Raw genomic sequence first — 25,913 nt, 5'->3', positions numbered from 1 at the left:
CTGCTCAATTGCTTTTCCTTTTTACATTCAAGATTTTCATTTTATAATAAAGTGTTCTAACACTCAAACCAAGTATTTTTGCAGCCTCCTGTACGTTCCAATTACTTTCTTCAAGTGCTTTTGCTATTAACCCTTTTTCGTACTCACGAACCAATTGCCTTAAATCGCCTATTTTTGAAACCTCGGCTGTGGCAAAAGAGATTCTCAAAGGCGGAAGATGGTGAGCTCTTATGTATTTTTCATCAGGTTCCATGTTTATCATTGCCCTTCCAATGACGTTTTCAAGTTCTCGAACGTTTCCGGGCCAGTCGTAATTCAAAAGTTTGTGAAGTGCATCCGGTGAAATTCCTTCCACTGTTCTTCCGTACTCCTGGTTGAGTTTCCTTATTATCCTTTGAACCAGCAGCGGTATATCCTCCTTCCTTTCTCTGAGCGGTGGAAGAAAAATCGGAAAAACGTTCAATCTGAAATACAAATCCGGAAGGAAGGAACCATCCTGAACCATCTTTTCCAAATTCATGTTTGTCGAAGCTATTATCCTAACGTCCACCTTGATAGGTTTAGTATCACCAATTGGAACAATCTCCTTGCTTTCAATGAATCTTAACAATTTCGATTGAACCGAAAGAGGCATTTTTCCTATTTCGTCGAAAAAGATAGTTCCGTGGTTTGCCTCTTCAAGTAGACCTTTTTTCCCCTCGCGTCTAGCTCCCGTGAAAGCTCCTGCGGTGTATCCAAAAAGTTCGGATTCGAAAATCGATTCAGGTATGGCTGCGCAGTTGACGCTGATAAAAGGTTTATCTTTTCGGTCGCTAGCATTGTGTATAGCGTGTGCAAAAAGCTCTTTTCCTGTGCCACTTTCTCCTCTTAAAAGAACCGTCGCAGGTGTTGGAGCAACCTTCATGGCTTGCGTCAAAGCAACCTTCATCTTTTCGCTGACAGCCACGATGTCTTCAAAGGTGTATTTTGCACCCATTCTTCTTATCAAGCGTTTTACCTCTTCAAGTTCCCTGGTTAATCTCATTATTTCTGAAACATCGTGTATGACGGCAACACTTCCTTTGAACTGGCCTTTGACGAAAAGGGGTGTGACGTTTACAATCACTTCTTTCTTTGTTGGACCTACAAGAAGACGAGCTCCGTATATCGGTTGTTTTGTTTGTGCGACTTTTATGTGCATACTTTCTCCCTCAGCTATGTCAACGGTTGCTGGCTTTCCTATAACTTCTTGGGCTGTAAAACCGGTGATCTTTGTGTAAGCACTGTTTACAAGAACAATTCTACCCTCCGCATCGGCTACAGATATGGCATCGCTTGTGGATTCTATTATCGCTTTTAGCGTGGCCTCGATTTCTTTTAAGTTGGTAACTTCCTCAGCCATCTTTTGAACGCTGGTAACATCCCTGAAAATAGCTGCAGCAGCTATGACTTCACCGTTTTTGTCCCTTATGGGCACACGGCTTGTTATGATCTTTGTGGAGCCGATCTCTTGTAATCTATCGAACTCAGGAACCCCGGTTTGAACAACTATGTGAAGCCTGGTATTTGGTATCACATCGACAACGTAACGATTTAAAACTTGATTTTGATCAACTCCTAAAAGCAAGCAAGCTTGCTTGTTGATGTAAATCACCCTTGCTTGCTTGTCGACAATTATTACTCCCTCAATTATCGAATCAAGTACCATTTCCAAAAGATCCTGTCTCAACATTTAACCACTTCCCATAAAGGTAGATTAATTCTTCACTAGAAAGCTGCCTAACTCTTTTGTTCAAAAACTTTTCATCCAGATCAAAAATTTCCACGGAGTTTTTCAAAAGTTTGTTTGGGGTTGTGAACAACTGTCTTAAAAACCTTATATACCTTGGCAGATCCTGTATTTGTCTGATTTTCTCCATGATCAAAGCACTTGATGTTACCTTTGGAGGAGGAGAAAAAGCCCAACGAGGTATGTCAAAAACCACTTTCACCGCGTAAATGCTTTGAACGAGTGCGGATACAAAAGTGTATCTTCTGTCTCCAGGCAAAGCCATTAACTTTTGTGCAAATTCTTTCTGCACGATCAAGGCAGCTTTTTCAAATCCAAGAAGGCATATTTTCAAAACTATTTCAAGGGAATTTTGATATGGAATACTTCCAACGCAAAGGTTTATACCATTTATTTCCTCCTTTTCCACTCTCAAAAAGTCTTTAACTCTTACTTCTAACAATTCACTTTTCAAGCTTGATTGTAATTTTTCAGCCAACTCCTCATCTATTTCAAATGCCAAAACTCTGCACCCTTCTTCGATCAACAATTTGGTCAAAGCCCCAGTTCCAGGACCTATTTCCACAACGCTTTGACCTGGTTTTAGCTTTAAAAGCTCTATGAATTTTTTCCCAAGCTTCTCATCCTTCAAAAAATGCTGACCGTATTTTCTCATCTTCGGTGTTCCGAGTATAGTATAACCATTTCTAATTGTAATTATAGGTAAAAGACCAATTAATTTTGGTGGTGTAAAATGTTGCTGACATACAGAGAGGTGAGTGGATGAAAAAAAGAATTCAAAATCCAAGGATCGTATCGCAATACGAACTTTTGAAAATGGTCAAAAACGGTGATAAAGACGCCGAGGAAGAGATGAGAAGGAGGATGTCACTTCTTGATGATGGACTTAGCAGACCAAAATCAAATAACGGCAATACAGAATCTGGGAAAAATTGAATTTTTGAACTTTTCATTGTCTATCGATGGCATCCAAGTTTTAAGAGATATAGATCTTGTATTCAAAACAGGACAATTAACTATCATCTATGGTCAGCGCGGGGCAGGCAAATCAACTTTGCTTAGATCGATTTTAGCCTTGAACAGAGAAATATACCCAAACGTTTCTTGGACAGGAGATTTAAAGATTAACGGAAAATCTATAACAACCTACGACAGAAAAACGCTGAGAACCTTTATAACCTACATAGAACCCGGTTTTGTAGAAGCTCTCGACAAGCTTCGACTAGATGAGTTTATTGAAATAACCTTGCGTGAAAAGCCTGACTCGATAGACGAATTTGCAGCGGATTTAGACAGGTTAGGGCTGCTTCAATTTATGAAAAAAGATATAAAAACTCCTTTGAAAAACTTCTACACCATGGAAAAAATCCTGATATTACTTTTTGCCGCAATTGTTCGTAGATCTTTTGTAATTGTTCTTGATTGTATCCTTGATCACGTTGACGATGAAACTATTGAGCCCATCTTGAAGGAATTGCTTCGACTGAAAGAAGACAGAATCATCATTTTAAGTACGCGTCATAGAATGCGCTTTCTGCCTATTGCAGATTTGTATGTTTCGCTAAAAAATGGTACAATTGAATACAAGGGATCAACAAGGGATTTGGTCTTTAAGAGGTGAAAAAATTGAAAGTTGTTACTGTGACCTTGAACCCTGCTTTGGATAGGGAGTTTGTTGTTAAAAATTTTTGTGTTGGTTCTCTTCACAGAATTTCTTCGCATAATTTGGTCAGAATGTCACCTGGTGGAAAAGGTATAAACGTTTCAATAGCGCTTGCAAAATTGAGGGTAAAATCTGTTGCAATTGGAATATTGGGTGGATACATTGGCAAGGTTTTGTTGTCCGAGCTGAACAAGATCAGCCCATTGATAAGCACATCGTTTGTGCACATAGAGCAAGATACCAGGGAAAACATAGTCATAGTTGACCCCGAAAACCACACGATGACTGCCATAAACTCCCCAGGTCCTCTTGCCGATCAAAACGCTGTGGATCTACTTTTGAAAAGATACAAGATATATCTGAGCAATTGTGATACCGTTGTTCTCTCTGGAACTGCAATGCCTGGGATTGGTTTGGATATTTACGGAATTATGACTAAAATGGCAAAAGAAGCCAACAAAGTTGTTTTCTCGGAAATAACAGACGATTACATAAAACCAACCTTGGACGTATACCCACCGGATGTTATAAAACCCGATGTCAGAGATCGTGCAGTTGTGCTTGGCAAACAGTTAAAAAGTTTGGAAGATCATGTTGAGGCAGCCAAAGAGCTTGTCAAAATGGGATGCAAGGTGGTTGTGTTGTCGTACGAAATAAAAAACGACATAGTTGCAACAAAGGATGGTGTATGGCTGATCAGTCCAACCGTTGAGGTTGATCTTGCGAATTTACTTGGAGCCGGTGATGCATACGTTGCAGCCATGGTTTACAAAAAATTGGTTGAGCCAAAATCCGATCCAATCGACATGGCAAAATTTGGTTATGCAGCAGCTTTGGCCAAGACGCGAAAACCCGCCAAAGAAATGCCCGAGTACAGCGAGATTGCTGCTTGTTTGAAAGATTGCAAGATTGAAAAAATCGGGTAGGTGATTTTGTTTTGCGTGTGAGCGATGTGATGGTGAGAGATCTCACGGCAGTTACACCGGATGAGACTATAGAAAACGTTCTTAAGATCATGTCAAGCCAACTTTTGTCTGGAGTACCGGTTGTTTCAGAAGACATGAGGGTAATAGGCTTCATAGGTGAGGACGATATAGTAAAAGCCGTTGTTCCAGGTTATTTCTCTTTGCTTCAATCAGCCAGTTTTCTTCCGGACATAAATCAACTGTTCAAGAATTTGAACCTGATTAAGGATAAGCCTGTCTCTCAATTTATGAGAAGTCCTGCACTAGTTGTGAACGAAAACGCGAACCTCATGCACGTCGCTGACCTGATGATAAAAAACAACGTTAGAGTCATAGCAGTTGTCGATGATTTCGGTAGACTTGTTGGAGTTGTAAACAGAATGAACATATTGCAGGCAGTTGCTGAGAGAGGAACCTGAGCCATGAGCAAGGTTTACGTAACTTTCCTTGGATGTAAAGTAAACCAATATGAAACGGAATTTTTGATAGAAAAACTGGAAAAAAACGGATTTGTTCATGTTACCGATCCATCCAGTGCTGACATTTGTGTTGTTAACACTTGCATGGTGACAAACGAGGCGGCAAGACAATCCAGGCAAGTTATCAGAAAGTTCAAAAGAGTCAATCCAAATTGCGTAGTTGTTGCCGTTGGTTGTTATTCACACCTAGATGGCCAGAAATTGATAAAAATTGGAGCAGATTTGGTTTTGGGAAATGCCGAAAAACAAAATATAGTGGAATACATCCTTGATTACTTACAAACTAGAAAGCCCCTCCATCGTGTGACAAAATCAGATTCCATAGTTGAAGAAAAAGTCGAAAGCTTTCTCACAGATCGAACGCGTGCTTATGTAAAAATCGAAGATGGTTGTTATGAAATGTGCAGCTACTGCATAGTGCCATACGCCAGAGGCCAGAAGATAAGAAGCAAGCCCATTCACGAGGTTGTTGATGAAGTTCAAAAACTTGTATCAAGTGGTTACAAAGAAATAGTGCTTGTGGGAGTTAATCTTGGAAAATACGGAAAAGATACAGGCGAGAGTTTATCAAAGCTTATTGAAAGTTGCTTCAATCAAGTAAATGGTGAATTCAGAATAAGGTTAAGTTCCATAAATGTTCAAGATATAGGCGAAGATCTTGTGGAAGTTTTTAAGAGATATAATCGTTTGTGTCCTCACCTTCATATACCTCTTCAAAGTGGCTCCGATAGGATCCTTTCCATGATGAACAGAAAATACAAGGTATCGGATTTTCTTAACGTCGTGGAGAAATTCAGAGAGATAAATACCGATTTCTCTTTCACGACGGATATAATAGTTGGTTTTCCTGGCGAAACGCTGGGAGACTTTCACCAAACTTTAAAAGTTATCGAACAAGTTAAATTCACGAAGGTTCATGCTTTCAGATTCTCTCCAAGACCTGGTACGCCGGCAAGCAGTTTCGACAAGCAGATCCCACCTAAAGAAAAGGAAAGAAGATTAAAAGAACTCAAAGAGTTATCCGAAAAGGTTTCAAGGTCGTATCGTGAAACATGTCTTGGAAAAGTAAGGGAAGTGCTGGTCGAGCAGGTTAGAAACGGGATCAGCACAGGTTATGATGAGTACTACGTTCGACACGAATTTGCAGGTGGAAAACCTGGGAGTTTGCAAAAAGTTGTGGCAAAATTACTGAACGGTGTTGGGATGGTGTCGCAAATTGTTGATTTGGAGAGGTCATTGGTTGAATGAAAGTGAGTTTTTCCTTTCCCTGCAAGAACCTTCCTTTCTATACGGTGGAACTGTTTACGAAACCCTTCGAAGCTACGAAGGGAGAATTCTCGCTGGGAAATATCATTACGAACGCTTGGAAAAATCGGCAAGCTACATCGGTTGTAAAGTGCCCATAAGTTATGAGGAATTCAAAGACATTTTGAATGAAGCTGTTGAAAAACTTGGACAAGATATCTCAATCCGCGTTTTGCTTTTGCCAAAAGGAAAAATATCCGCATTTGAATATTCGCCCGAAAGCTCTGAGTTAATTGTATACGCCTCTGTTTTGAATCTCAAGAAAATCGATAAAGTTACTGTCAAAATCAGCAAAGTTAGAAAAATCGATCCTTCGGCTACTCCAGCGGATTTCAAAAGCACAGGAAGAACTGATATACTTCTTGCAAAAGCCAGCAAAGGCAATGCTTACGATGTTTTGATGCTTGGAAGTAAAGGACAGCTTTGTGAAGGAACCTTTACAAACGTTTTCATAGTCAAAGATTCAAAGGTTATAACCCCTGATTTGGAAAGCGGGATTCTTCCAGGTATAACGAGAAAAAACGTCATACAGATGTGCAAAGAATACGGTATTCCAATAGAGGAAAGACAAGTAGAACTGTCGGAGCTTTTCGCAGCCGATGAAGTATTCTTAACTCACACGAGCAGAGGAATAGTACCAGTTGACGAAATCGATGGTTGGAGAGCTTACAAAACTAGTTTTGGAAAACAACTTTCAGAGCTTTTTGAAACTTACATCAAGAAAGTAGAGGAAAATTGGCTATGATGAAAATAGGTGATATACTTAACCTTTTGTCCGAGAAGGACAACCTTTTCAAGCAGCTGAAGTTGAGAATTGCCCTGTTGAACATGGAGGATTTGTTTGGACCATCTTTGGCAAAACATTTCAAATTTTTGGATTTCGATGGATCAACTGTTTACTTTGAATGCGATGATGACATTTGGCTCATGGAAGCAAAATTTATGAGTAAAAAAATATTGAAAAAGATAAACGAAAAACTTGGTCAAAACATAGTTCAAAAGATAATCTTTAGGAGGTGTAGCAGTGACAGAATACACGGCTGAAAGCATTCAAATTCTCAAGGGTTTAGAACCGGTTAGGGCAAGACCAGGAATGTACATTGGGTCCACTGGCAAAAGTGGACTTCATCATCTTGTTTATGAAATAATTGACAACAGCGTTGATGAAGCGCTTGCTGGTTTTTGCGACACGATAAAAGTGAGTCTTCACGAGGATGGTTCCGTGGAAGTTGAGGATAACGGAAGGGGAATCCCTGTTGATCCACATCCAGAAACTGGAAAAAGTGCCTTGGAAGTTGTGATGACGACTCTGCATGCCGGAGGAAAATTTTCGAAAGATGCTTATAAAGTTAGTGGAGGACTTCATGGAGTTGGAGCTTCTGTGGTAAACGCGCTCTCTGAAAAAATGGAAGTTTGGGTACACAGAGATGGTTTGATTTACTATCAAGCTTACTCTAGGGGAAAACCGCTTTGCGAAGTAACGGTTGTTGGAAAAACTAACAAACGCGGGACGATCGTTAGGTTCAAACCGGACCCAGAGATCTTTTCAACGGTGGAGTTTGACCCGGACATAATTCAAACCAAGCTTCGTGAGCTTGCTTACCTTAACGTTGGTTTGAAAATCATATTCGAAGACAAGATAAATGGTTACACAGAAGTTTATCAATACAAAGGTGGAATAAGCGAATACGTTCGCTACCTAGCTGGCAACAGAAAAATGCTGCACGAAGTGATCAGAATATCTGGTGAATGGGAAGATGTCAAAGTTGATGTAGCGATGGTTTACACGGATTCACAAGAGCAAGATTTGATTTATTCGTATGCCAACACCATTAGAACCGTTGACCATGGAACACACGTGACAGCTTTCAAGAACGCTATAACAAAGTTGTTCAACGAATACGCAAAGTCCCTGGGGATTTTGAAAAAAGACGAGAGTTTTCAAGGAGAAGATGTTCGAGAAGGTTTAATCGCGGTTGTGAGCGTTCTTCTGAAAAATCCAGAGTTTGAAGGGCAAACTAAAGCAAAACTTGGAAGCGAAATAGCTGGTGTGGCAGTGTCAAAGGTTGTGAGAGAAAAATTGACCGAATACTTTGAAATAAACAAAGCCACACTGAAAATCATTTTGGAAAGAATCGCGCAAGCGATGAGAGCTAGAGAAGCTGCAAAGAAAGCCAGAGATTTAGTTCGACGTAAAAATGCCCTTGAAAATTCCGCTTTGCCCGGAAAACTTGCAGATTGTGTTTCAACCGATCTGGAAAAATCAGAGCTTTTCATCGTAGAAGGTGATTCGGCTGGTGGTTCGGCAAAGCAAGCCAGAGACAGGGAATTTCAAGCTGTTCTTCCCATAAGGGGAAAAATTCTCAACGTGGAAAAGTCTTCAATTCATAAGCTTTTGAACAACGAGCAAATCAAGGACATAATCGTCGCAATCGGAACAGGTATAGGGGATAAATTCGACCGCTCGAGGTTGCGGTATGGAAAAATAATAATAATGACCGATGCGGACATCGACGGTGCTCACATAAGAACTTTGCTGCTCACTTTCTTCTTCAGATACATGAGACCTCTAATTGAAGAAGGAAGAGTCTTCATAGCTGTTCCTCCACTCTACAAGGTTTCCGTGAATGGAAAAATTTATTATCTGTACAGCGAAGAGGAATATGAAAAATTCAAAAGTCAATTGAAAGAAGGAACAAAAATCGAAGTACAAAGGTACAAAGGACTTGGTGAAATGAACCCAGAACAACTTTGGGAAACGACTATGAACCCGCAAACCAGGAAGATGATAAAGGTAACTATTGAGGATGCCGAAGAAGCCGATACTTTGTTCAACATATTGATGGGTGAAAACACCGCAGAAAGAAGAAGCTTTATTGAACGGCATGCCTTGAAGGTGACTTATTTGGACGTGTAATGATGTATAATTTTAAAAAAGCATTCGTGTTCGTTTTAACTTTTTATTTCATAACGTTTGCTTGGTTTTTATACAAATTGCCTTACAGAGTTAGCTTTGATCGCAAGGAACCCGAAGAAAAACCAGCTTTCGTGATCGCTTATAAAAACAGATACTGGCTTGTGAGTGAGAATGGAGACATTCTAGGAGTGGCAAAGTTGAGTGATCTAGCAACCAACGCTTTTGTAAGTCAAGTAGATGTTGTAGATCTGAAGGTGGATAAAGTCAGCCTGGAAACTATGAAAAGGCTCAAAATAGTTTTACAAAGTCCATACGTTACCGAAGTTAGACTTAAAGATAAATGTGCAATTTTACTAAAAGGTGTTGTATTATATTTTAATGAATGGAACGACTTGATAACACACTGTTCAAAATTGGAAACGGCGATAAGATTCATGGAACCAAAGTCGGAATATTTTTTAAGTCCTGTTGGGCTTTTTTATAAACTCAGAGGTGATGAGAGTGAGAAAAAGTAAAAAGTATGTACTGATCGATGTTGGTAACCACTACGTAAAATGTTTGGTGATTGGAGAAACATCACAAAGAGAATATGAATTACTCAAAAACTTTACAGCGAGAACCAGGGGGATTGAAAACGGGGAGACCAAAGACGTTGTTTCTTTCAGAGAAGTTTTGGAAAAGGTGATATCCGAGGTGGAAGAAGTCGCCAAACTTGAAACAAGCGAAATAGTTGTATCAACAAGCTGCGGAAAGTTTAATCTTAGAAGCGTTGAAAAAGAGGTAGTTTTATCCGAAAACGAAAAAAAGCCGATCGATGAAACCACTGTTGAACAATTGCGCGAAGCCATACTCGATGAATTTCAAACCACAGAAAGACCTCTTCACATTTTTGCAAAACGATACATAATAGACAAATCAAAGGTCGTCTTCAACCCCCAGGATATGTTGGCAAACTCTTTGGCAGCAGAATTCAACCTTGTTACTGTAGAGCGTTCTTCCGGTTCAGTGTTAGATTTTCTTGAAGAAACATTTCCCCCAGAAACAGACTTTGCCGTTTCAGTTATAAGTGCATGTGAAGGAATCTTAACTGACATAGAAAAGGAAACGGGAACTTGTGTTATCGACCTTGGATACTCTTCCACATCGGTGACGATTTACTCACACGGCGTACCAATACGACTCGAATTCATCCCACTTGGCATTAAACATGTTATCAAGGATATTTCGTTTGTTCTCAACACGTCGCTTGATGAAGCTGAAAGGCTTTTGAAAACCCACGGCTGTGCCGTTTTTGGTGAGACTTCTTTCGTTCAGCAAACCATCGAGTACAAAGGATTGGATGGTATGACAGCCAAAACCACAACAAAAGACTTTCTTTCTAGAATAATACACGCTAGGTTGCGTGAAATTCTGACAAAAGCTAGAAGAATCTACAGAGAGGAGACTTCAAAGTTTTCCGAGATTGGCTTGAAAGGTTTGCCAGGAGGCATAATACTATCCGGCGGAGGAGCCAAAGTACCAAGGCTTTTGGACGTGGCTATAGACGTTTTCAAAAACCCAGTTCGAATAGGAACATACAACACATCCAGCAACGTTCAAATAAAAAATGCTGACGAGGTAATCGATGAGCCTTTGTACAACGCCGCTTTAGGCAATTTCGTTTCGATAATTTCAAGACATCAAATAAAACCGCAGGCAAAGAAAAAAGTTGCATCGGAAAGTTTCTTTAAAAAGTTGAGCGATATCCTTAAAAATCTTTGGTAATACCTCTAGGAGGTATGTGTATGCCGTTTGAACTGGGAAAGGGAAAACAACAGGAAGGCGATAGATTTACCAGAAAAAGAATTCCAACGATAAAGGTCATAGGCGTTGGAGGAGCCGGTAACAACGCCATAAACCGAATGGTTGAAATGGGTATAAAAGATGTGACTTTCATTGCAGTTAATACCGACGTTCAGGTCTTGGAAGAAAGCAAAGCCAACATAGTAATCCAAATAGGCGAAAAGCGTACAAGGGGATTGGGAGCCGGGGGAAATCCAAAAGTTGGAGAAGAAGCGGCTTTGGAAAGCGCACAAAAAATAGAGGAAGTGCTCCAGGACACCGATATGCTCTTCATAACCGCAGGCTTTGGTGGGGGAACCGGTACAGGTGCTACACCCGTAATAGCTGAAATAGCGAGAAAAATGGGAATCCTAACTGTGGCGATAATAACTACTCCTTTTTATTTCGAAGGTCCTGAGCGCTGGAAGGTAGCAGTCGAGGGTTTAAGAAAGTTGAGAAAAGTTGTGGATACTTTGATAAGGATTTCAAACAACAAATTACTTGAGGAGCTTCCAAGCGATGTAACCGTCGTCAACGCATTTTTAAAAGCTGATGAAACTTTACATCAAGGAGTAAAAGGTATATCGGAATTAATCACAAAGCGTGGGTACATAAACTTGGATTTTGCAGACGTTGAATCAGTTATGAGAAACGCTGGCGCGGCGATGTTGGGCGTTGGCATGGGAAAAGGCGCCAACAGAGCAGTTGAGGCTGCAAAGAAAGCGATGGAAAGCAAGTTGATGGATAAACCGGTTGAAAATGCCCGAGCAATCATATTGAACGTCTCTGCACCACCAACAATCCAACTCAAAGAAATGCATATGGCGGCGGCTATAATACGTCAAAATTGCAGTGAAGATGCCGACGTGAAGTTTGGACTGATAATCGACAAAGAACTTGCGGATGATGAAATGCGAGTTACTTTGATAGCAACAAAGTTTGACGAAGAAGAAAGCCTACTTTTCCCAGAAAGCGAAATTCCAGCAATTTATCGGCTTGGAATGGAGGGAATCGGTGGCACCTGATAGAATTCGTTTCAAGCGTCTTGGTGAAATCTTGCTTGAAAAGGGCTTGATAACACAAAAAGAACTTCAACAGGCTTTAGAAGAGCAGAAAACTTCAAAAAAGCCTTTGGGTGAAATTTTAGTCGAAAAAGGATACGTAACCTGGGATCAAATAACTCAAGCTTTGAGTGAACAGTATGGTATCCCAGTTTTGAAAGATCTACCTAGAACAGTACCTGTAGAGGTTTTAAAAGCTGTTCCAAGAGCGCTGATCGATGAATTGAGGATAATTCCAATTGGCAAGCAGGATGATTCTTTAATAATTGTCACAGATACCGTGTATAACTATCCAAGGATATTGAGCGAAGTAAAATTTGTAACAGGCAAAAATCCCATCGTGTATCTTGTCACCCCGCAGATATATTCGATCCTCTACGCTCAGCACATTCAAGGTGCTCCCATGGCATTGGCTCAGGAGGTACCTACCGAGGTTATAGAGGTTGAGCCAGAAGCAGCCGAGGAAGAAGTTTTGGCAGAAGCCGATGCGCCGATCGTAAGGCTTGTAAACACGATAATTCAAAAAGCAGTTGAAATGGAAGCAAGTGACATTCACATAGAACCTTTTAGATCCTATGTGCGTGTTAGGTACAGAATAGATGGGCTTTTGAGAAAGATAACGGACATACCGAAAAATCAACACCCGGCGATTGTGACCAGAATAAAAATAATGTCCGGTTTGGACATTTCGGAAAAAAGGTTACCGCAGGATGGAAAATTCTACATAAACATCAAGGGTGAACAATATGATTTCCGTGTATCGACGATGCCATCTGTTTACGGAGAAAAAGTCGCAATGAGAATATTGAAAGTTTCGGGTGCATATAGACAACTGGAGGAATTAGGTTACAGCGAGCACAACTATCATCTCATTTTAAAACTACTTGAAAGACCTCATGGAATAATCTTGGTGACTGGTCCAACTGGAAGTGGTAAATCAACCACATTGGTAGCCATGATAAACAAGCTGAAGGATATAACGGTTAACATAATGACCGTTGAGGATCCTGTAGAATACACAATTGATGGTGTAACCCAATGTCAAGTCAATCCAGAAATTGGTTTAACCTTCGCCAGATTTTTGAGATCATTTTTAAGACAAGATCCAGACATAATAATGATTGGGGAGATGAGAGACAAAGAAACCGCAGCTCTTGCAATCGAAGCTTCGCTGACAGGGCATCTTGTTTTGAGCACTTTACACACAAACAGTGCAGCGGGTGCGATCGATAGACTGGTCAACATGGGTATAGATCGTCACATGATAAGCACGGCACTCATTGGGGTTATAAGTCAAAGGCTTGTTAGAAAGCTTTGTGACAGTTGCAAGATAAAGGTTGATTTGAGAGAAGATTATGTTGAACTGTGGAAACAAGTTTTCCCAGAATTGGAACCTTGTGAGTACGTTGCTGGGCCTGGATGCGCAGAATGTGGCGGAACAGGATACAAAGGCAGAGTCGCCGTTGCCGAGGTTTTGATGATGGACCGGGAAATCAAGGAACTTGTCGTTGCAGGAGGAGGAGAAAGAGAGATATACGACCTTGCTTTGAGAAAGGGCATGAGACCGATGTTCATCGATGGATTTGAAAAAGTTTTGAAAGGAATAACTTCTTTTGAAGAGGTGTTGAGAGTAACCGTTGCACCATGAGATATTTTTCGAAAAGTCCTGAAGAGTGGAGAAAGCATGAAAAAGAATTTTTGGATAAAGAAAAAGAAAAGACCCGACGTTCAAGAAAGCAGGGTCTTTATTTTCTTATGTTGAATCTTTTTGTTTTGTTCATATTTTTCATTGGTTTAAGGCTTTACTATGGACAACTTCCAAGTGGAAACTCCGCGATCAACCAAATTTTGATACAAATTGAGGAACCGTATGTTCCCGGAGATTTGCTGGATGTAAAAGTGCGCTTGTACAACAACCACAACAAAGAAAGAACTGTCGAGGTGAAAAACTTCAATTTCCAAATCTTCAAAGGCGAAAAACTTGTGTATAGCTTTTCGTATCCACACACGGTTAAGACAGAACTAACAGCTTTTACAAGCAGATTACTCTTTGATCTGAAAAGGGAAGTAGAAATAACCGCGCTTGAAGCAGGTGAATACAAAGTAGTTGTGACTGTACAGATAGATGATGAACTTGTCCAAGCTCAGAAAACTTTTACGGTGATTGAAAATTATCAGGTGTTTTTGGATGGGCTTCTTGATTTTTACCTTCCTTTTGAGGATGTGAGTTTTAGTGCTCATTTAGTGAACAACACAGCGCGCACAGCGGATATAAATGTCGAAAAAGTGCGCTACAGTTTGAAAAAAGGAGATATAACCATTTTTGAGAGAGAAATCCCACTGAATCTGAGGTTTGAAAAAGTTGAAATTGGAAGGGATGTAAAGATTTTGGATTCAGAACAAATAAAGCTTTCAGAAACTGGAAAATATCTTCTCAACTTTCAGTGTTTTGTCAATGGATCCATATCTTCAACAGCTGTCCCTGTTTTTTGTGTTTCTTCCTTGGAGACAAATTTGAAAAACGTTGGCTTGTACAGCGATGCTCCAAGAGAAATCACAGCAAAGGATCAGATCAATTTTTCGATTTTTGTCCAAAATCAAACAAATAAAGATGTGTTTTTGCCTCTCGATGAAATCGTAATTCGTTTGGAACCATCTACCTTGCTTGCAAGGTTGCAATCAGTCAGGCTTTGGCTATCACCTTACGAAAATTATGAGATTTTCAAATTCTCCCCATTGAACGCCTACCTGTTTAACCAACCGGGGTTTTACAAAATTGTAACTCAAATAAGACTTGGGCAGGAAACAAAAACTTTGGAAACTTTTATCCGTGTTTTACAATAAAGTTTGGTCAAAATATATATGGAGGTGACCCGAGATAGAAGTTTATACGCTTGAAAAAATAGAATTTGGAAAAGTCGTAGAGCTTGTGAAATCGTTCGCTGTAACACAAATAGGTCGAAAAGTTCTTGACAGTTTAAAGCCAAAACAAAACTGCCAAGAAGAACTCGCATTGGTTGATGAAATGGTAAGGATCCTTACGGCTGGATACGAAGTATTGCCCACAGATATTTCAGCGGTAGATGTTTATCAATTGTTTGATAAAGCTGCGGAAAACTTAATTCTTGAGGCAAAAGAACTTCTGAAGTGTAGCGATGCTTTAGTGGCAATGATGAATTTGAAATCAAAAATTTCGCAAATAAAGGAAGCAGATCTGATAAAAAAACTGGCTTTTAAAATCGATTCCTTTGAAGACATTGTGACAAGTATCAGAAGCTGTATATTCGAAGACGGATTTGTTAAAGACGAAGCCAGCGAACTTCTTAGTAAGATCAGAAGAGATATAAAACAATTAACTCATTTGATCAAAAGAAAAGCCGAAAACTTTGTGGTTTCAAACAAATCAATCTTGCAGGATACCATCTTTGCCATCAGAGATGGGAGATACGTTTTTCCCGTTAAAGCAAGTTATAAAGGTCAGGTAAAAGGTATAGTGCATTATTCGTCTGGATCCGCAGCCACGTACTTTGTTGAGCCTGAGGAATTCGTACCCCTTAACAACCAGTTGAAAATCCTTCGAGAACAGGAAGAACAGGAAATAAAAAGAATCCTCAAAAATCTCACGTACCTTTTGGTACAGAAAATCGATTCTATCAGAAAAAGCTTAGAAACAGTGGGAATAATTGACTCCATTCATGCGAGGGCTTTGTTTGCAAACAAATACAAAGCAGCTGTGATCTATCCTTCCACAAGCAGGGAGATAAAACTTTTAAAAGCTCGTCATCCGCTTTTAAATCTAGAAAAAGTAGTCCCGGTGGATATCGTTCTTCCTGAAAACAAAAGTGGCTTGATTTTAACAGGTCCAAACATGGGTGGAAAGACTGTTACGCTCAAAACCATTGGGCTTTTCTGCGCAATGATGATGGCTGGTTTTCCCATTCCGTGCAGCCCTGATTCTCAGCTTTACGGTTTTTCAAAAATAATCGTCGATATCGGAGATGAACAAAGTATCGAACAAAATTTAAGCACATTTTCCTCCCATCTAAAAAACATCGTCTTGGCTTTACAAATCGCAGATGAAAATACGTTGGTACTTTTGGATGAACTTGGTTCTGGGACCGATCCGCTTGAAGGAGCTGCGTTGGGACTTGCGCTGATCGAAAGGTTGAAACAGTTGAAGGCAAAATTCATCGTCACAACGCATCTAACACCAATAAAAGTTTTTGCGGCGAACGATCCAGAATTGGTGAGTGCTTCCGTTGAATTTGATCCCGAAACGTTGTCGCCAACTTACAGAATACTACTTGGCGTTCCTGGAGCATCGCATGCTTTTGAAATAGCTAGAAAACTTGGACTTGATGAATCAATTATAAAAAGGGCCCAGGAGCTTTTGGGTAAAGACTACATGGATATGGAAAAAATCTTGAAGGATTATCAGGAACAATCAACGCTTTTGAAAAAGAAAATGGAGGAAGTAGAAGTGGAAAAAGAGAGACTGGAAAAAATGAAAGAGGAATACGAAAGAAAATACCACCAACTGAAGATAAAAAGGATAGAGGAAATAGACAACGAACTGAGACAAACCTATGAGTACATAAGGCAGCTTAAAAAGCAAATCGACGAAGCCATAAGCAATTTGAAGCAAAAGAGTGAAAATATCGAGACTTTGAGAACTGCTTCCAAAACGTTGGAACAGCAAACAAGGATTTTGAAAGATCTTGAAGTCCACACAGAGAGTTTTTCCAACAAAGACCAAGAAATTTCTGTGGGCGATCATGTGAAGTTGAAAAACAGTGAAGCAACTGGAAAAGTTGTTGACATCAGAGGAGAAAAGTTGATAATTGATTTTCAGGGTATAAAGCTTGAAACTTATCCTAAAAGCGTTGAGAAAGTTGTCAAAAAAGAAGAAGAACAAAAGGTTGAACAAGTGCAACCAGCTCTTTTTGAGATAATCAAGCCCGAGATAGACGTTCGAGGTTTAACCGTCGAAGAAGCTGAACCTATCGTTGAAGATTTCATAGAAAAACTCGCTCGTTCCAACTTCAGGACAGGTGTGATAATCCACGGGAAAGGCACCGGAAGACTTGCAGTTGGAATTTGGGATATGCTCAGAAGAAACAGCAAGGTGAAAAGGTACAGATTTGGAACGCCGGCTGAAGGTGGTACAGGAGTCACGATTGTGGAGGTGTAACTTTTGACGGTTTTCGCACTTGACATAGGTACAAGAAAGGTTACGGGAATTATCGGTTATATGGATGAAGATGAAATTCTCCATGTTTTAGATTTTGAAACAATTGAACATCCCTATAGGTACATGTTGGATGGACAAATCCACAACATCGAAGGTGTTGCAAAAGTTATTTCTACGATCAAAAAAAGGCTTGAAGAAAGAAACGAGGTAAAGCTTGAAGAAGTTGCCGTCGCAGTCGCTGGAAGGTTTTTGAAAACCGTTACCTGCGAGTTAGAAATGGACGTTCCGATGGATTTCGTCGATTCAGATTTTGTTAAACAACTCGAACTGCTCGCTTTGTCAAAAATTCCTTTGAGCGATCAAGATGGTTTGGAACTACAATGCGTTGGATATTCTGCTGTTGAATATAAACTTGATGGGCTTTGGATGAAAAGTTTAGTAGGTCATAGGGGAAAGAAAGCTTACGTCAAGGTAGTTGCGGCTTTACTGCCTAACCAAGTTGTGGATGCGATGATAAGCACTTTGAAGAAAGTTGGCTTGAAACCAACTTTTATGACCCTCGAACCGATTGCCGCGCTTGAGATAACCGTACCCGAGGATTTGAGAATACTGAACATAGCGCTTGTCGACATCGGCGCAGGTACAAGTGATATCGCAATCTCAAAAGCTGGTTTTATCGTAGGATACGAAATGGTTCCAATGGCAGGTGACGAGATAACCGAAGCCCTTGCACAAAACTACCTTTTGGACTTCCAAGCTGCGGAACAACTCAAAAGGAATCTTGACTCGTTTGAAAGTGTGGAAACAGTTACAGTCACGGACAAAAAGGTAAAAATAGACAGAGAAGAAGCCTTCAAGGTGATCAAGCCAACCGTTGAAGTTATCGCAAAACAAATAGCAGAAAAGATCGTAAAGTTGAACAATGGATCTCCGAGCGTTGTTTTTCTTGTAGGAGGAGGATCAAAACTTTCCATTTTGAGAAAAGAACTGGCAAATTGTTTGCAAATACCAGAAGAGCGAGTTTCCCTGAAAAGCGTTGAACAAATTCAAAAGGTTAAATCTCACAAACAAGGTTTTGTAGGCAGCGAGTACGTTACCGTCTCAGGAATAGCCTACATGGCTGCCAGCGGTTCTGGAAGTATATACGACATGGTGGAAATCAATGGACAAAAAGTAAAACTTTTGAGAATTGGGCAAGGACAAACTGTTTTGCATGCACTGCTTCAAAATGGGTTCAATTTATCTGAAATATTCGGTGATTTTAAACCTCCGATAACTTTCAAGCTCAACGGCGAAATCATAACTATACCGCAGAGAAAATTAGGAGGGTTGAAAGTTTTTGTGAACGGAGTGGAAACACCGCTGTATAGAAGGCTTAAAACGGGAGATGTGGTAATTACCGAGAAAAACAATACAGAAGATGACGAACAAGTTTTGCTTTCAAGATATGTAAAACCCTATGTAGCCATCGTGGATGGAAAAGAATTTGCCATCGTTACGCCAAAAGTTTACGTCAACGGACAGGTTTTGGAAGATTTGAACTATCAAATTCAAGAAGGAGACATTGTGGAAGTTGAAAAAATGGATGCCACCGAACTGATGAAAAGATTTGAAGAAAACTTGCAAGTCGTTCAATTCTACCTCAACGGTGAAAAAAAGCAGGTTAAGAAACACAAGTTGAGATTGGTTGAAGTCAAAGAAGACGAATCTCAAATCAAGGTGATCTTTCAAACCGAACCAGTGAAAATTCAAGATGTGATAGAAGATTCAAAACCGATCAAGATAAAACTAAACGGTGAAGAAATTATTCTGAATAGAAAAAACAACCTTGTCGTAGTTAACGGCAACTATGTTCCAGTGGAAACTCCACTGGAAGAAGGTATGGAAATTCTTTTTGAACCCTACAAGCCAATAGTTGCCGATGTTTTGACAATGTTGAACATCAACCCAAGAAGGATCAAAAATTATACACTTTTGGTCAACGGCCAAAAAGCCAGTTTTGTTCAAGAACTAAAGGAAGGAGACGAGGTGACTTTTCAGTTCGAAGAAAAAACTGAAGATTAACTGATTTCATTTTTCGTAAGGTATTCCATCGGCAGCTGGTGGCCTTGTTTTTCCAATGAATCCAGCAATCACAACGAGCGTGACGATGAATGGGAACATGTTGAACAAAGGTTTGGTGGTTGAAGCAACCTTCAGTATTGGACTGCTTTGAAGTTGATTTGCCAACGCTTCCGAAAAACCGAACATGAGGCTTGCCCACATAGCTCCAATTGGATTCCAGTTTCCAACTATCATCGCTGCCAAGGCGATGAATCCCCTTCCACCAGTCATAAATTCTCTGAAGTTTCCAACCTCTCCAATGCTCAAAAACGCTCCGCCGAGTGCTGCCATCACTCCGCTCATCAACACACCGAAGTAACGTACCGCATAGACGTTTACTCCCAAGGTATCCGCGGCTTCTGGATTTTCACCGACTGCTCTCATTCTAAGTCCAAGTTTTGTTTTGTAGATGATAAACCAAGCTATGAAAACCGAAGCAAAGGCCATGTATATCATCGGACTCAGCTCACCTATGGACTGAGCCAAAAATCTGTTTTTCATCAAGAAGGGAATTCTGACCTCAGGTATCCTGCCAACTATATCCGTTTGCCCAGGCCTTCCAAAAATTGGTTCCATCAAAAAACCTGTTACACCTTGGGCAAGGAGTATCAAAGCCGTTCCAGAGACGATTTGATTACCCCTCCACTTTATACTTGCCCAGGCATGAAGCCAAGCCATTCCAACTCCAACCAAGACGGCAAAAAGAACTCCTAACCAAGGATTACCAGTCCACGCGGTAAACACAACTGACCAAAAGGCAGCCATCAGCATTATTCCCTCAAGTGCTATGTTGACAACCCCTGTTGTTTCACTGAAAACTCCTCCAAGTGATGCAAAAATCAAAGGTGTTGCGGCAGTCAAAGTCAACTTGTAAAAAGCCGGATTTGTGAATATCTGCCAAAGGGCTATCAGAACACGTATCAAGCTACCACCTTCTTTTTTCTGATCAAGATGGTTTTCACAATCCTATCTGCGGCGACCAGAAAGATTACTATCGCTTGGATGATGATTATTATGTGTTTTGGAACGCCTACAAATTGCATCTCGTTTGATCCAGTCCTGAGCGCACCAATTAAGAAAGCCGCAAACACAATCCCTATCGGATGGTTCTGGCCTATTAAAGCTATCGATATACCGTCAAATCCTTTTCCGCCAGATAAAGTTCCCAAAAACCTGTGGTGAACGCCCATAAGTTCAAGTGTTCCAGCCAATCCAGCCAAAGCTCCACTTATCGCCATGGCTAAGACTATGTTTTGAGACAGACTTATTCCACCGTACTCTGCCGCATATGGGTTGAAACCTGCGGCTTTGAATTCATATCCCTTACTGGTTTTTTCAAGTATTGTGTAAACCACTATGGCCGCAAGAATTGCAACGATTATTCCAGAGGTCAACTCGGTGGCTTGAACGGTCATCAAAGGTGGTAACTTTGTACTATCGGCTATTTCAGGACTTTTCGGTGTTCCGTATCCAACACCCATTGGCACGGTTACCATGAAGCTGGACAAATATTCTGCAATCCAGTTGAGCATTATGCTGGAAACAACTTCGTGTGCTCCAGTTTTTGCCTTCAAAATTCCAATGATACTCGCATAAGCTGCTCCACCAAGCATTCCAATCAACATCGTCAGCGGGATGGCAAAAACTGCCGGCATCCATCTGACGTTCATAGCAAAAGCTGTTGCAGCCAAAGCTCCCATTATCATTTGCCCTTCGGCACCGATGTTGAACAAACCTGCCCTAAAACCAAACCCGACGGCAAGGCCAGTTAAAATCAAAGGTGTGGTTTTAACAATTGTTGAAGCTATTTCTAGTCTTGAACCAAAAGCTCCTCTTAGCAAAGCCTTGTAAGCCACAATTGGATTTTGGCCTATCAAAAGTATGACCACCGACGAAATCAAAAGAGCTATTATAACCGAAGCAATTGGAACAACAAAAGACCACAACCTACTGGTCATTTCTCTGTCCCTCCAACAGTTTCAACTCTGTGCCCGGTCATCATCAAACCTATTTCCCCTATGCTCACTTTCTTTGGATCGACTTCTCCCATGAATTCTCCACGATACATAACAGCCAATCTATCGCTCAACGAAAGTATCTCATCTAATTCCATCGAGACCAAAAGAATAGCCACACCACTATCTCTAAGCTTTATCAAAATTCTGTGTATAAATTCGGTTGCACCCACATCAAGTCCTCTTGTTGGTTGAGAAACGACGATGAGTTTCGGCATCGCGCTCATCTCACGGGCAACAACGAGTTTTTGCTGGTTACCTCCAGAAAAGTTACCACCAAGCATTTTTATGTTCCTTGGTCTGACGTCGAATTCTTCAAGAAGTTTTTCAGCGAAGGAGTAGATTTCACGATGAACCAAAAAACCTGATTTCGCAAAAGGCTGACGATTATGCCTTCCCAAAATAACGTTGTAGTAAGCTGGAAACTGCAAAACCAAACCATATTTGTGCCTATCCTCAGGTATGTGTGCTAGACCAAGTTGTCTTAATTCTCTAACGGATTTGTTCGTAACATCTTGCCCTAGGAATATAACTTTACCTTTCTCGATTTTTCTTAAACCTGTCAAAGCTTCCACAAGTTCTGTTTGACCGTTTCCAGCCACGCCAGCTATACCGTATATTTCTCCTGCCCTTACCTCGAAGCTGACTCCTTTCACCGCATCAAGGTGCCTGTAGTCTTTTACCCACAAATCTTCCACCCTTAAAACTACTTCTTTTGGGTTTGCAGGGAGCTTTTCGACGGTGAAAACCACATCCCTACCGACCATCAAGCGCGCTATTTCTTTTGGATTCGTCTCGTGTTTGTTCAAAACGCCAACCACTTTTCCTTGACGCATAACAGTTATGCGATCGCTTATCTCCATGACTTCTTCCAATTTATGTGAAATGAATATAATTGTCTTCCCAGATTCTTTCAGCTTTCTTAAAATCCCAAACAACTCTTTGGTTTCCTGTGGCGTTAAAACCGCCGTTGGTTCGTCAAGGATCAGTATCTCGGCTCCCCTGTACAAAGTCTTTATGATTTCAACCCTTTGCTGCATTCCAACGGGAAGATCTTCTATCTTAGCAATTGGATCAACCAAAAGTCCATAGCTTTTGGACAACTCTTCAACCTTTTTTCTTGCGGTTTTAAGATCAAAGATGAAACCCTTTGTCGTTTCCGCTCCAAGCACAACGTTTTCGGCAACAGTCAAGTTGTTCACAAGCATGAAATGTTGGTGAACCATGCCAATACCTTTTGCTATCGCATCCCTTGGTCCTTTGAATTTAACAGGTTGGCCAAAAATCCTTATTTCACCTGAATCTGGTTGCAGCAAACCGTAAAGCTGATTCATCAAAGTCGTTTTACCTGCTCCATTTTCTCCAACTATGGCGTGTATTTCACCTTTGAAAACCGTCAAATTCACATCGTCATTTGCAACTACCCCAGGAAATTTCTTCACAATGTTGATCATTTCAACGGCTTTTTCCACTTCAAAAAACCCCCAAGGTTAAAGGGGACCCTCTTTGGGGTCCCCTAGAGTAAAGTTTAGAATGGGAAGCTTATTGGAGGTACCTTGAAAGCTTTAAGGGCATCTTCTGTGTCTGGTATGACAAGTTTACCTTCCTTTATGAGTTTTGTGAGGTATTCAAGTTCTGCAATGACGTGGTTTGGTATCATACCCTTTGTGTATTTCATCGGGCTGACGCCAGCTCCGCCTTCTTTAACTCCAAGTACCTTCAATCCTCCTTCGAAGGTTCCTTCCCAAGCCCATTTCACACCGTAATAACCTGCTGCGGAAATCCCTTTTGTTGCACTGCAAAGAACAACTCCTGGTGCCATGTAATCTTGATCGACGTCAACACCTATGGCAAAGTAACCTTTCTTGTTCTTCGTAACATAGTCGATGATGTCCACAAGCTTGTCGGATCCGACCAATGAAACCATCTTTTCCCTTGCAGCCTCTATTCCTCCGTTACCGCATGCACCGGCTGCCAAGAACACAATGTCAGCCCCTTGAGCATATTGAGCAAGCGTCAAGTCTTTACCTTTCTTCGGATCTTCAAAGTCATTTGTGTAACCTCTTAGAATTTCAATTCTCTTCTTGTGAAGTTCTGAATAAATCCTTGCTCCAGCTTCAAATCCGTATCTGAATCTTTCCACAGGTGGTATCGGTATTCCACCGACAAAACCTATCTTTCCTGTTGCAGTCATCGCTGCTGCAATGTAACCCGCGTAGAAACCAGCTTGTTCTTCTCTAAAGACAAAGCACAAAACGTTTGGTAGGTTGACTCCTTCAGGTGGAACGATGTCAATTCCAACGAAATACGTGTTCGGGAACTGTCTTGCAACCTTAAACAACGCGTCTGTCATCATGAATCCCACTGCGTAAACAACGTCAGCCTGCTGAGCAGCTTTCGTCAAGTTTGGAATGTAATCGGCTTGCTCATAGGATTGTATAACCTGTGCTTCTGCTCCTATTTCCTTTGCGGCAATCAATATTCCTTCCCATGTTCCGTCGTTGAAGGATTTGTCGCCAAGTCCGCCAACGTCCGTGACCATGATAACCCTAAAACCCATTGCCATGACTACAAGCCCTATCAACAGGCACACCACAGCTAACTTCTTCATACTCTCTCCCCCTTCCCGAAAAGTTTTAGGATGTTAATCATCAGCAATCCTATTATAAGCACAAAAATAGCTGGGTTGACACTTTGAACGTGGTGAACTTCTATTACTGGTAATTCCTGCTCGACGAATATTTTAAGTTGGCCTAGCCCTATCCATTGAACAACCGCAAAAACAGCTGCAACAAAAGCTGATGGAAGAGCATAGAAAGGTCCTAGCAGTGTCAAAATAGAGAAAACAAGCAACAACGCCACAAAAACTTTAATTCCCGTAATCTCTTTAAAAATAGGTACATTAGGACTTTTCACAGGTTCACTCAACCACGAAGAAATTCCGACCAAGGGTAAAACATCAGATAAAACGGGATAGTTGTGTGTGAAAAGTTTTTCGATATGTCCAATCAAATCCAAGCGCAGAAAATCTGCTGAATAAACAAACATTCCGTGCAGATGGCTTTTCAATTTTCTGAGATTTTTTTCGAAATTTCTCTTCCTAGATGATTCATCCAATAGAAAGTTCTCAAGTATCGTGTTTGCATTCTTAAAAAGCGTCAATCGTTCTTTAAAGTTTTGAGCTGAGTAAAAACCCGAACTATCGTTGAAGGATATGAAAGGATAAGGTGAAAAATTGAGCTCGTTGAATGCACCTGATTTCGATGCATCCACAAACGTGTTGAGTAACTCGTTGAACACCTTTTTAGTTTCATCAACACTCATGTACAAAGTTGTGGCTAAAGACCTGGTGAGTTGAAAGACTTTTGAAAGTTCATCTTCAAACAATTCTCTTTTCAAAACAGGATAGTAAACGGAATCTTTTATTTCAGGATATTTATCCATCGTCAATTGTTTGCAGCTATAAACAAACGGCATGAATACAACCGCAATCGTTGCCACCACAAACAAAAGATCTAAAAGGTTTCGTTTTTCTACAAACTTTCTGATCGTCAGAACAACACAAAAACCAAAGCTGAAAATGGCGATTAAACCGTATGCTAGTCCTTGGTAAGTCGAGAAAGGATCAAAATAAACAAGAAATAGCAAGATTTCCAACGCAAGCAAAGCAGTTACGAGGATTTTGAAAAACCCCAATTTTTTCCTGAAAAGATAAAGAAGGGGGATGTACACGATAAATCTAATCCAAGAAAAGTTTCTTTCAGTTGGCGTAACCTTTAAGGCTTCTTTTGCTACTTGAACTTGGAAGGTTGTAATAGGTTTGTAAATATCCCTTGCAACGAAGTTCGCTTCCCTGTTTATGTGAGCCATAGCCCTGGTTGGATCTGAAAGGATATTTTGTCTTGCCCTTGAAACGGCTTGGGTTAAAACTTCTTGTACGGATGGATCTGAATAAAAAAGCACCAAGTCTTTGATGTGAACAAGTTGAGTTGGAGGTGTGAACCTGTAGGAAACCTCTTGCAAAACTTCAACAACTTCCACATCGACTGGGGGTTTTTCCTCACACAGCCCAAGTTGGTAACTTATCACCCATGCAAAAAATGTTCTAGCCTCTCTTGTCACTACATCACGGTAAGTGGTGAAGAACTTTATGAAAGCATCATTCTTTAGAACGATTTCAACGGAAAAATTTGCTCTGGTCAATCTTGAGGTGAGATAGGACATAAACAAAGCCGCCGCAAGCTGTTCATCTTCACTTTCAAACGAAAAAGCATCGTAAATTCTGGCAAGGTACGAGCCAAGATCTGGTGTAGCCTCCCTGCGATCCACGCTTTTGTCCAAAAGTGCTTTGTAATACCTGTACAAAGAAAGGTTTTGCAATTCGCCATTCAAAAACTCTAGGAATGGATATGAGAAATCTTTTCTTCTGTACATCTCTAGAAATTCCTTGTAAATTGTCAAAGCTTTCTGCAAATCAATTGAAAAAGTTAGACATACCAAAATCAACAAAAAAGTGGTCAAAACTTTCTTCACATGCCAAACCTCCTTAACAAAATCCAAGGTTGATTATACCAACTTTGATGCACAGTTTGATGGTAAACTATTTTTTGAGGTAACAAATTGAG

The 25,913-nt window shown here is 40.5% G+C and carries 22 protein-coding genes; 15 read left to right on the top strand and 7 right to left on the bottom strand.

Going from position 1 to position 25,913, the window contains the following annotated elements:
- Positions 1–4 precede the first annotated feature (4 nt).
- Both THETH_RS06290 and rsmA read right to left on the bottom strand, forming a co-directional pair.
- The gene (locus THETH_RS06290) at positions 5–1,711 is read right to left on the bottom strand and encodes a sigma-54 interaction domain-containing protein (RefSeq protein ID WP_013932534.1); all 1,707 of its coding nucleotides are present in this window, start codon (positions 1,709–1,711) and stop codon (positions 5–7) included.
- Positions 1,677–2,423 carry a 16S rRNA (adenine(1518)-N(6)/adenine(1519)-N(6))-dimethyltransferase RsmA gene (gene rsmA, locus THETH_RS06285; RefSeq protein WP_013932533.1) on the bottom strand — a complete coding sequence of 249 codons (747 nt, stop codon included), beginning with the start codon at positions 2,421–2,423 and terminating at the stop codon, positions 1,677–1,679. Before rsmA ends, THETH_RS06290 begins: the two co-directional genes overlap by 35 nt.
- 107 nt (positions 2,424–2,530) lie before the next feature.
- On the opposite strand from rsmA, the gene THETH_RS10690 reads away from it, so the two are divergent.
- From THETH_RS10690 to THETH_RS06215, 15 genes are read left to right on the top strand one after another with little or no spacing between them, the layout of a single operon-like run.
- Entirely contained in the window at positions 2,531–2,704 is a 174-nt protein-coding gene (locus tag THETH_RS10690; RefSeq protein WP_013932532.1) for a hypothetical protein, read from the top strand.
- Complete coding sequence (locus THETH_RS06280) at positions 2,646–3,389, top strand: ATP-binding cassette domain-containing protein (protein WP_157723319.1); 744 nt, start codon at positions 2,646–2,648, stop codon at positions 3,387–3,389. The genes THETH_RS10690 and THETH_RS06280 overlap by 59 nt, the downstream gene beginning before the upstream one ends.
- A gap of 5 nt (positions 3,390–3,394) precedes the next feature.
- Positions 3,395–4,357: a 1-phosphofructokinase family hexose kinase gene (locus THETH_RS06275; protein ID WP_013932530.1), complete on the top strand. Its 963-nt coding sequence runs from the start codon at positions 3,395–3,397 to the stop codon at positions 4,355–4,357.
- A gap of 17 nt (positions 4,358–4,374) precedes the next feature.
- Complete coding sequence (locus THETH_RS06270; RefSeq protein WP_245530586.1) at positions 4,375–4,815, top strand: CBS domain-containing protein; 441 nt, start codon at positions 4,375–4,377, stop codon at positions 4,813–4,815.
- Between the two features lie 3 nt (positions 4,816–4,818).
- The gene (gene mtaB, locus THETH_RS06265) at positions 4,819–6,123 is read left to right on the top strand and encodes a tRNA (N(6)-L-threonylcarbamoyladenosine(37)-C(2))-methylthiotransferase MtaB (RefSeq protein ID WP_013932528.1); all 1,305 of its coding nucleotides are present in this window, start codon (positions 4,819–4,821) and stop codon (positions 6,121–6,123) included.
- Positions 6,116–6,925 (top strand): aminotransferase class IV, encoded by an 810-nt coding sequence (locus THETH_RS06260; protein ID WP_013932527.1) that lies wholly within the window; start codon positions 6,116–6,118, stop codon positions 6,923–6,925. The genes mtaB and THETH_RS06260 overlap by 8 nt, the downstream gene beginning before the upstream one ends.
- The gene (locus THETH_RS06255) at positions 6,922–7,224 is read left to right on the top strand and encodes a DUF721 domain-containing protein (protein WP_013932526.1); all 303 of its coding nucleotides are present in this window, start codon (positions 6,922–6,924) and stop codon (positions 7,222–7,224) included. The genes THETH_RS06260 and THETH_RS06255 overlap by 4 nt, the downstream gene beginning before the upstream one ends.
- Positions 7,205–9,097 carry a DNA topoisomerase (ATP-hydrolyzing) subunit B gene (gene gyrB / locus THETH_RS06250; RefSeq protein ID WP_013932525.1) on the top strand — a complete coding sequence of 631 codons (1,893 nt, stop codon included), beginning with the start codon at positions 7,205–7,207 and terminating at the stop codon, positions 9,095–9,097. Before THETH_RS06255 ends, gyrB begins: the two co-directional genes overlap by 20 nt.
- A gap of 2 nt (positions 9,098–9,099) precedes the next feature.
- Entirely contained in the window at positions 9,100–9,612 is a 513-nt protein-coding gene (locus THETH_RS06245; protein ID WP_041446411.1) for a DUF4894 domain-containing protein, read from the top strand.
- Complete coding sequence (gene ftsA / locus THETH_RS06240) at positions 9,599–10,861, top strand: cell division protein FtsA (protein WP_013932523.1); 1,263 nt, start codon at positions 9,599–9,601, stop codon at positions 10,859–10,861. Before THETH_RS06245 ends, ftsA begins: the two co-directional genes overlap by 14 nt.
- A 20-nt stretch (positions 10,862–10,881) precedes the next feature.
- Positions 10,882–11,943: a cell division protein FtsZ gene (ftsZ, locus tag THETH_RS06235; RefSeq protein WP_013932522.1), complete on the top strand. Its 1,062-nt coding sequence runs from the start codon at positions 10,882–10,884 to the stop codon at positions 11,941–11,943.
- A complete protein-coding gene (locus THETH_RS06230) occupies positions 11,933–13,627 on the top strand; it encodes a GspE/PulE family protein (RefSeq protein WP_013932521.1) in 1,695 nt (564 codons plus the stop codon). The genes ftsZ and THETH_RS06230 overlap by 11 nt, the downstream gene beginning before the upstream one ends.
- On the top strand, positions 13,624–14,823 hold the full coding sequence (locus tag THETH_RS06225) for a hypothetical protein (protein ID WP_013932520.1): 1,200 nt from the start codon (positions 13,624–13,626) through the stop codon (positions 14,821–14,823). The genes THETH_RS06230 and THETH_RS06225 overlap by 4 nt, the downstream gene beginning before the upstream one ends.
- Before the next feature lie 34 nt (positions 14,824–14,857).
- On the top strand, positions 14,858–17,170 hold the full coding sequence (locus THETH_RS06220; protein ID WP_013932519.1) for an endonuclease MutS2: 2,313 nt from the start codon (positions 14,858–14,860) through the stop codon (positions 17,168–17,170).
- Positions 17,171–17,173: 3 nt separating this feature from the next.
- Positions 17,174–19,234, top strand: coding sequence for a cell division protein FtsA (locus THETH_RS06215; RefSeq protein WP_013932518.1), 2,061 nt, complete (start codon positions 17,174–17,176; stop codon positions 19,232–19,234).
- A 6-nt stretch (positions 19,235–19,240) separates the two neighbouring features.
- Here THETH_RS06215 and THETH_RS06210 read toward each other — a convergent pair whose 3' ends face one another.
- Genes THETH_RS06210 through THETH_RS06190 form a run of 5 tightly spaced genes read right to left on the bottom strand, consistent with a single transcriptional unit; the run spans position 19,241 to position 25,821 of the window.
- Positions 19,241–20,194, bottom strand: coding sequence for an ABC transporter permease (locus tag THETH_RS06210; protein ID WP_041446629.1), 954 nt, complete (start codon positions 20,192–20,194; stop codon positions 19,241–19,243).
- Positions 20,194–21,231, bottom strand: coding sequence for an ABC transporter permease (locus tag THETH_RS06205; RefSeq protein WP_013932516.1), 1,038 nt, complete (start codon positions 21,229–21,231; stop codon positions 20,194–20,196). Before THETH_RS06205 ends, THETH_RS06210 begins: the two co-directional genes overlap by 1 nt.
- Entirely contained in the window at positions 21,228–22,760 is a 1,533-nt protein-coding gene (locus THETH_RS06200; RefSeq protein ID WP_013932515.1) for an ABC transporter ATP-binding protein, read from the bottom strand. The genes THETH_RS06205 and THETH_RS06200 overlap by 4 nt, the downstream gene beginning before the upstream one ends.
- Before the next feature lie 56 nt (positions 22,761–22,816).
- A complete protein-coding gene (locus THETH_RS06195) occupies positions 22,817–23,899 on the bottom strand; it encodes a BMP family lipoprotein (protein WP_013932514.1) in 1,083 nt (360 codons plus the stop codon).
- On the bottom strand, positions 23,896–25,821 hold the full coding sequence (locus THETH_RS06190; RefSeq protein ID WP_013932513.1) for a hypothetical protein: 1,926 nt from the start codon (positions 25,819–25,821) through the stop codon (positions 23,896–23,898). The genes THETH_RS06195 and THETH_RS06190 overlap by 4 nt, the downstream gene beginning before the upstream one ends.
- Positions 25,822–25,913: the final 92 nt, after the last annotated feature.

Source organism: Pseudothermotoga thermarum DSM 5069, from assembly GCF_000217815.1.
Lineage (GTDB): Bacteria > Thermotogota > Thermotogae > Thermotogales > DSM-5069 > Pseudothermotoga > Pseudothermotoga thermarum.
The sequence above is the reverse complement of the archived record's forward strand: the minus strand, read 5'-3'. Positions and strand labels throughout refer to the sequence as shown.

What these genes read in the sequence shown, in the direction of transcription:
- THETH_RS06225 (WP_013932520.1), top strand. Translation starts at nt 13,624, where the DNA reads ATGAGATATTTTTCGAAAAGTCCTGAAGAGTGGAGAAAGCATGAAAAA.
- ftsZ (WP_013932522.1), top strand. Translation starts at nt 10,882, where the DNA reads ATGCCGTTTGAACTGGGAAAGGGAAAACAACAGGAAGGCGATAGATTT.
- THETH_RS06290 (WP_013932534.1), bottom strand. Translation starts at nt 1,711, where the DNA reads ATGTTGAGACAGGATCTTTTGGAAATGGTACTTGATTCGATAATTGAG.
- THETH_RS06205 (WP_013932516.1), bottom strand. Translation starts at nt 21,231, where the DNA reads ATGACCAGTAGGTTGTGGTCTTTTGTTGTTCCAATTGCTTCGGTTATA.
- THETH_RS06195 (WP_013932514.1), bottom strand. Translation starts at nt 23,899, where the DNA reads ATGAAGAAGTTAGCTGTGGTGTGCCTGTTGATAGGGCTTGTAGTCATG.
- THETH_RS06255 (WP_013932526.1), top strand. Translation starts at nt 6,922, where the DNA reads ATGATGAAAATAGGTGATATACTTAACCTTTTGTCCGAGAAGGACAAC.
- THETH_RS06245 (WP_041446411.1), top strand. Translation starts at nt 9,100, where the DNA reads ATGTATAATTTTAAAAAAGCATTCGTGTTCGTTTTAACTTTTTATTTC.
- mtaB (WP_013932528.1), top strand. Translation starts at nt 4,819, where the DNA reads ATGAGCAAGGTTTACGTAACTTTCCTTGGATGTAAAGTAAACCAATAT.
- rsmA (WP_013932533.1), bottom strand. Translation starts at nt 2,423, where the DNA reads ATGAGAAAATACGGTCAGCATTTTTTGAAGGATGAGAAGCTTGGGAAA.
- THETH_RS10690 (WP_013932532.1), top strand. Translation starts at nt 2,531, where the DNA reads ATGAAAAAAAGAATTCAAAATCCAAGGATCGTATCGCAATACGAACTT.
- THETH_RS06280 (WP_157723319.1), top strand. Translation starts at nt 2,646, where the DNA reads ATGATGGACTTAGCAGACCAAAATCAAATAACGGCAATACAGAATCTG.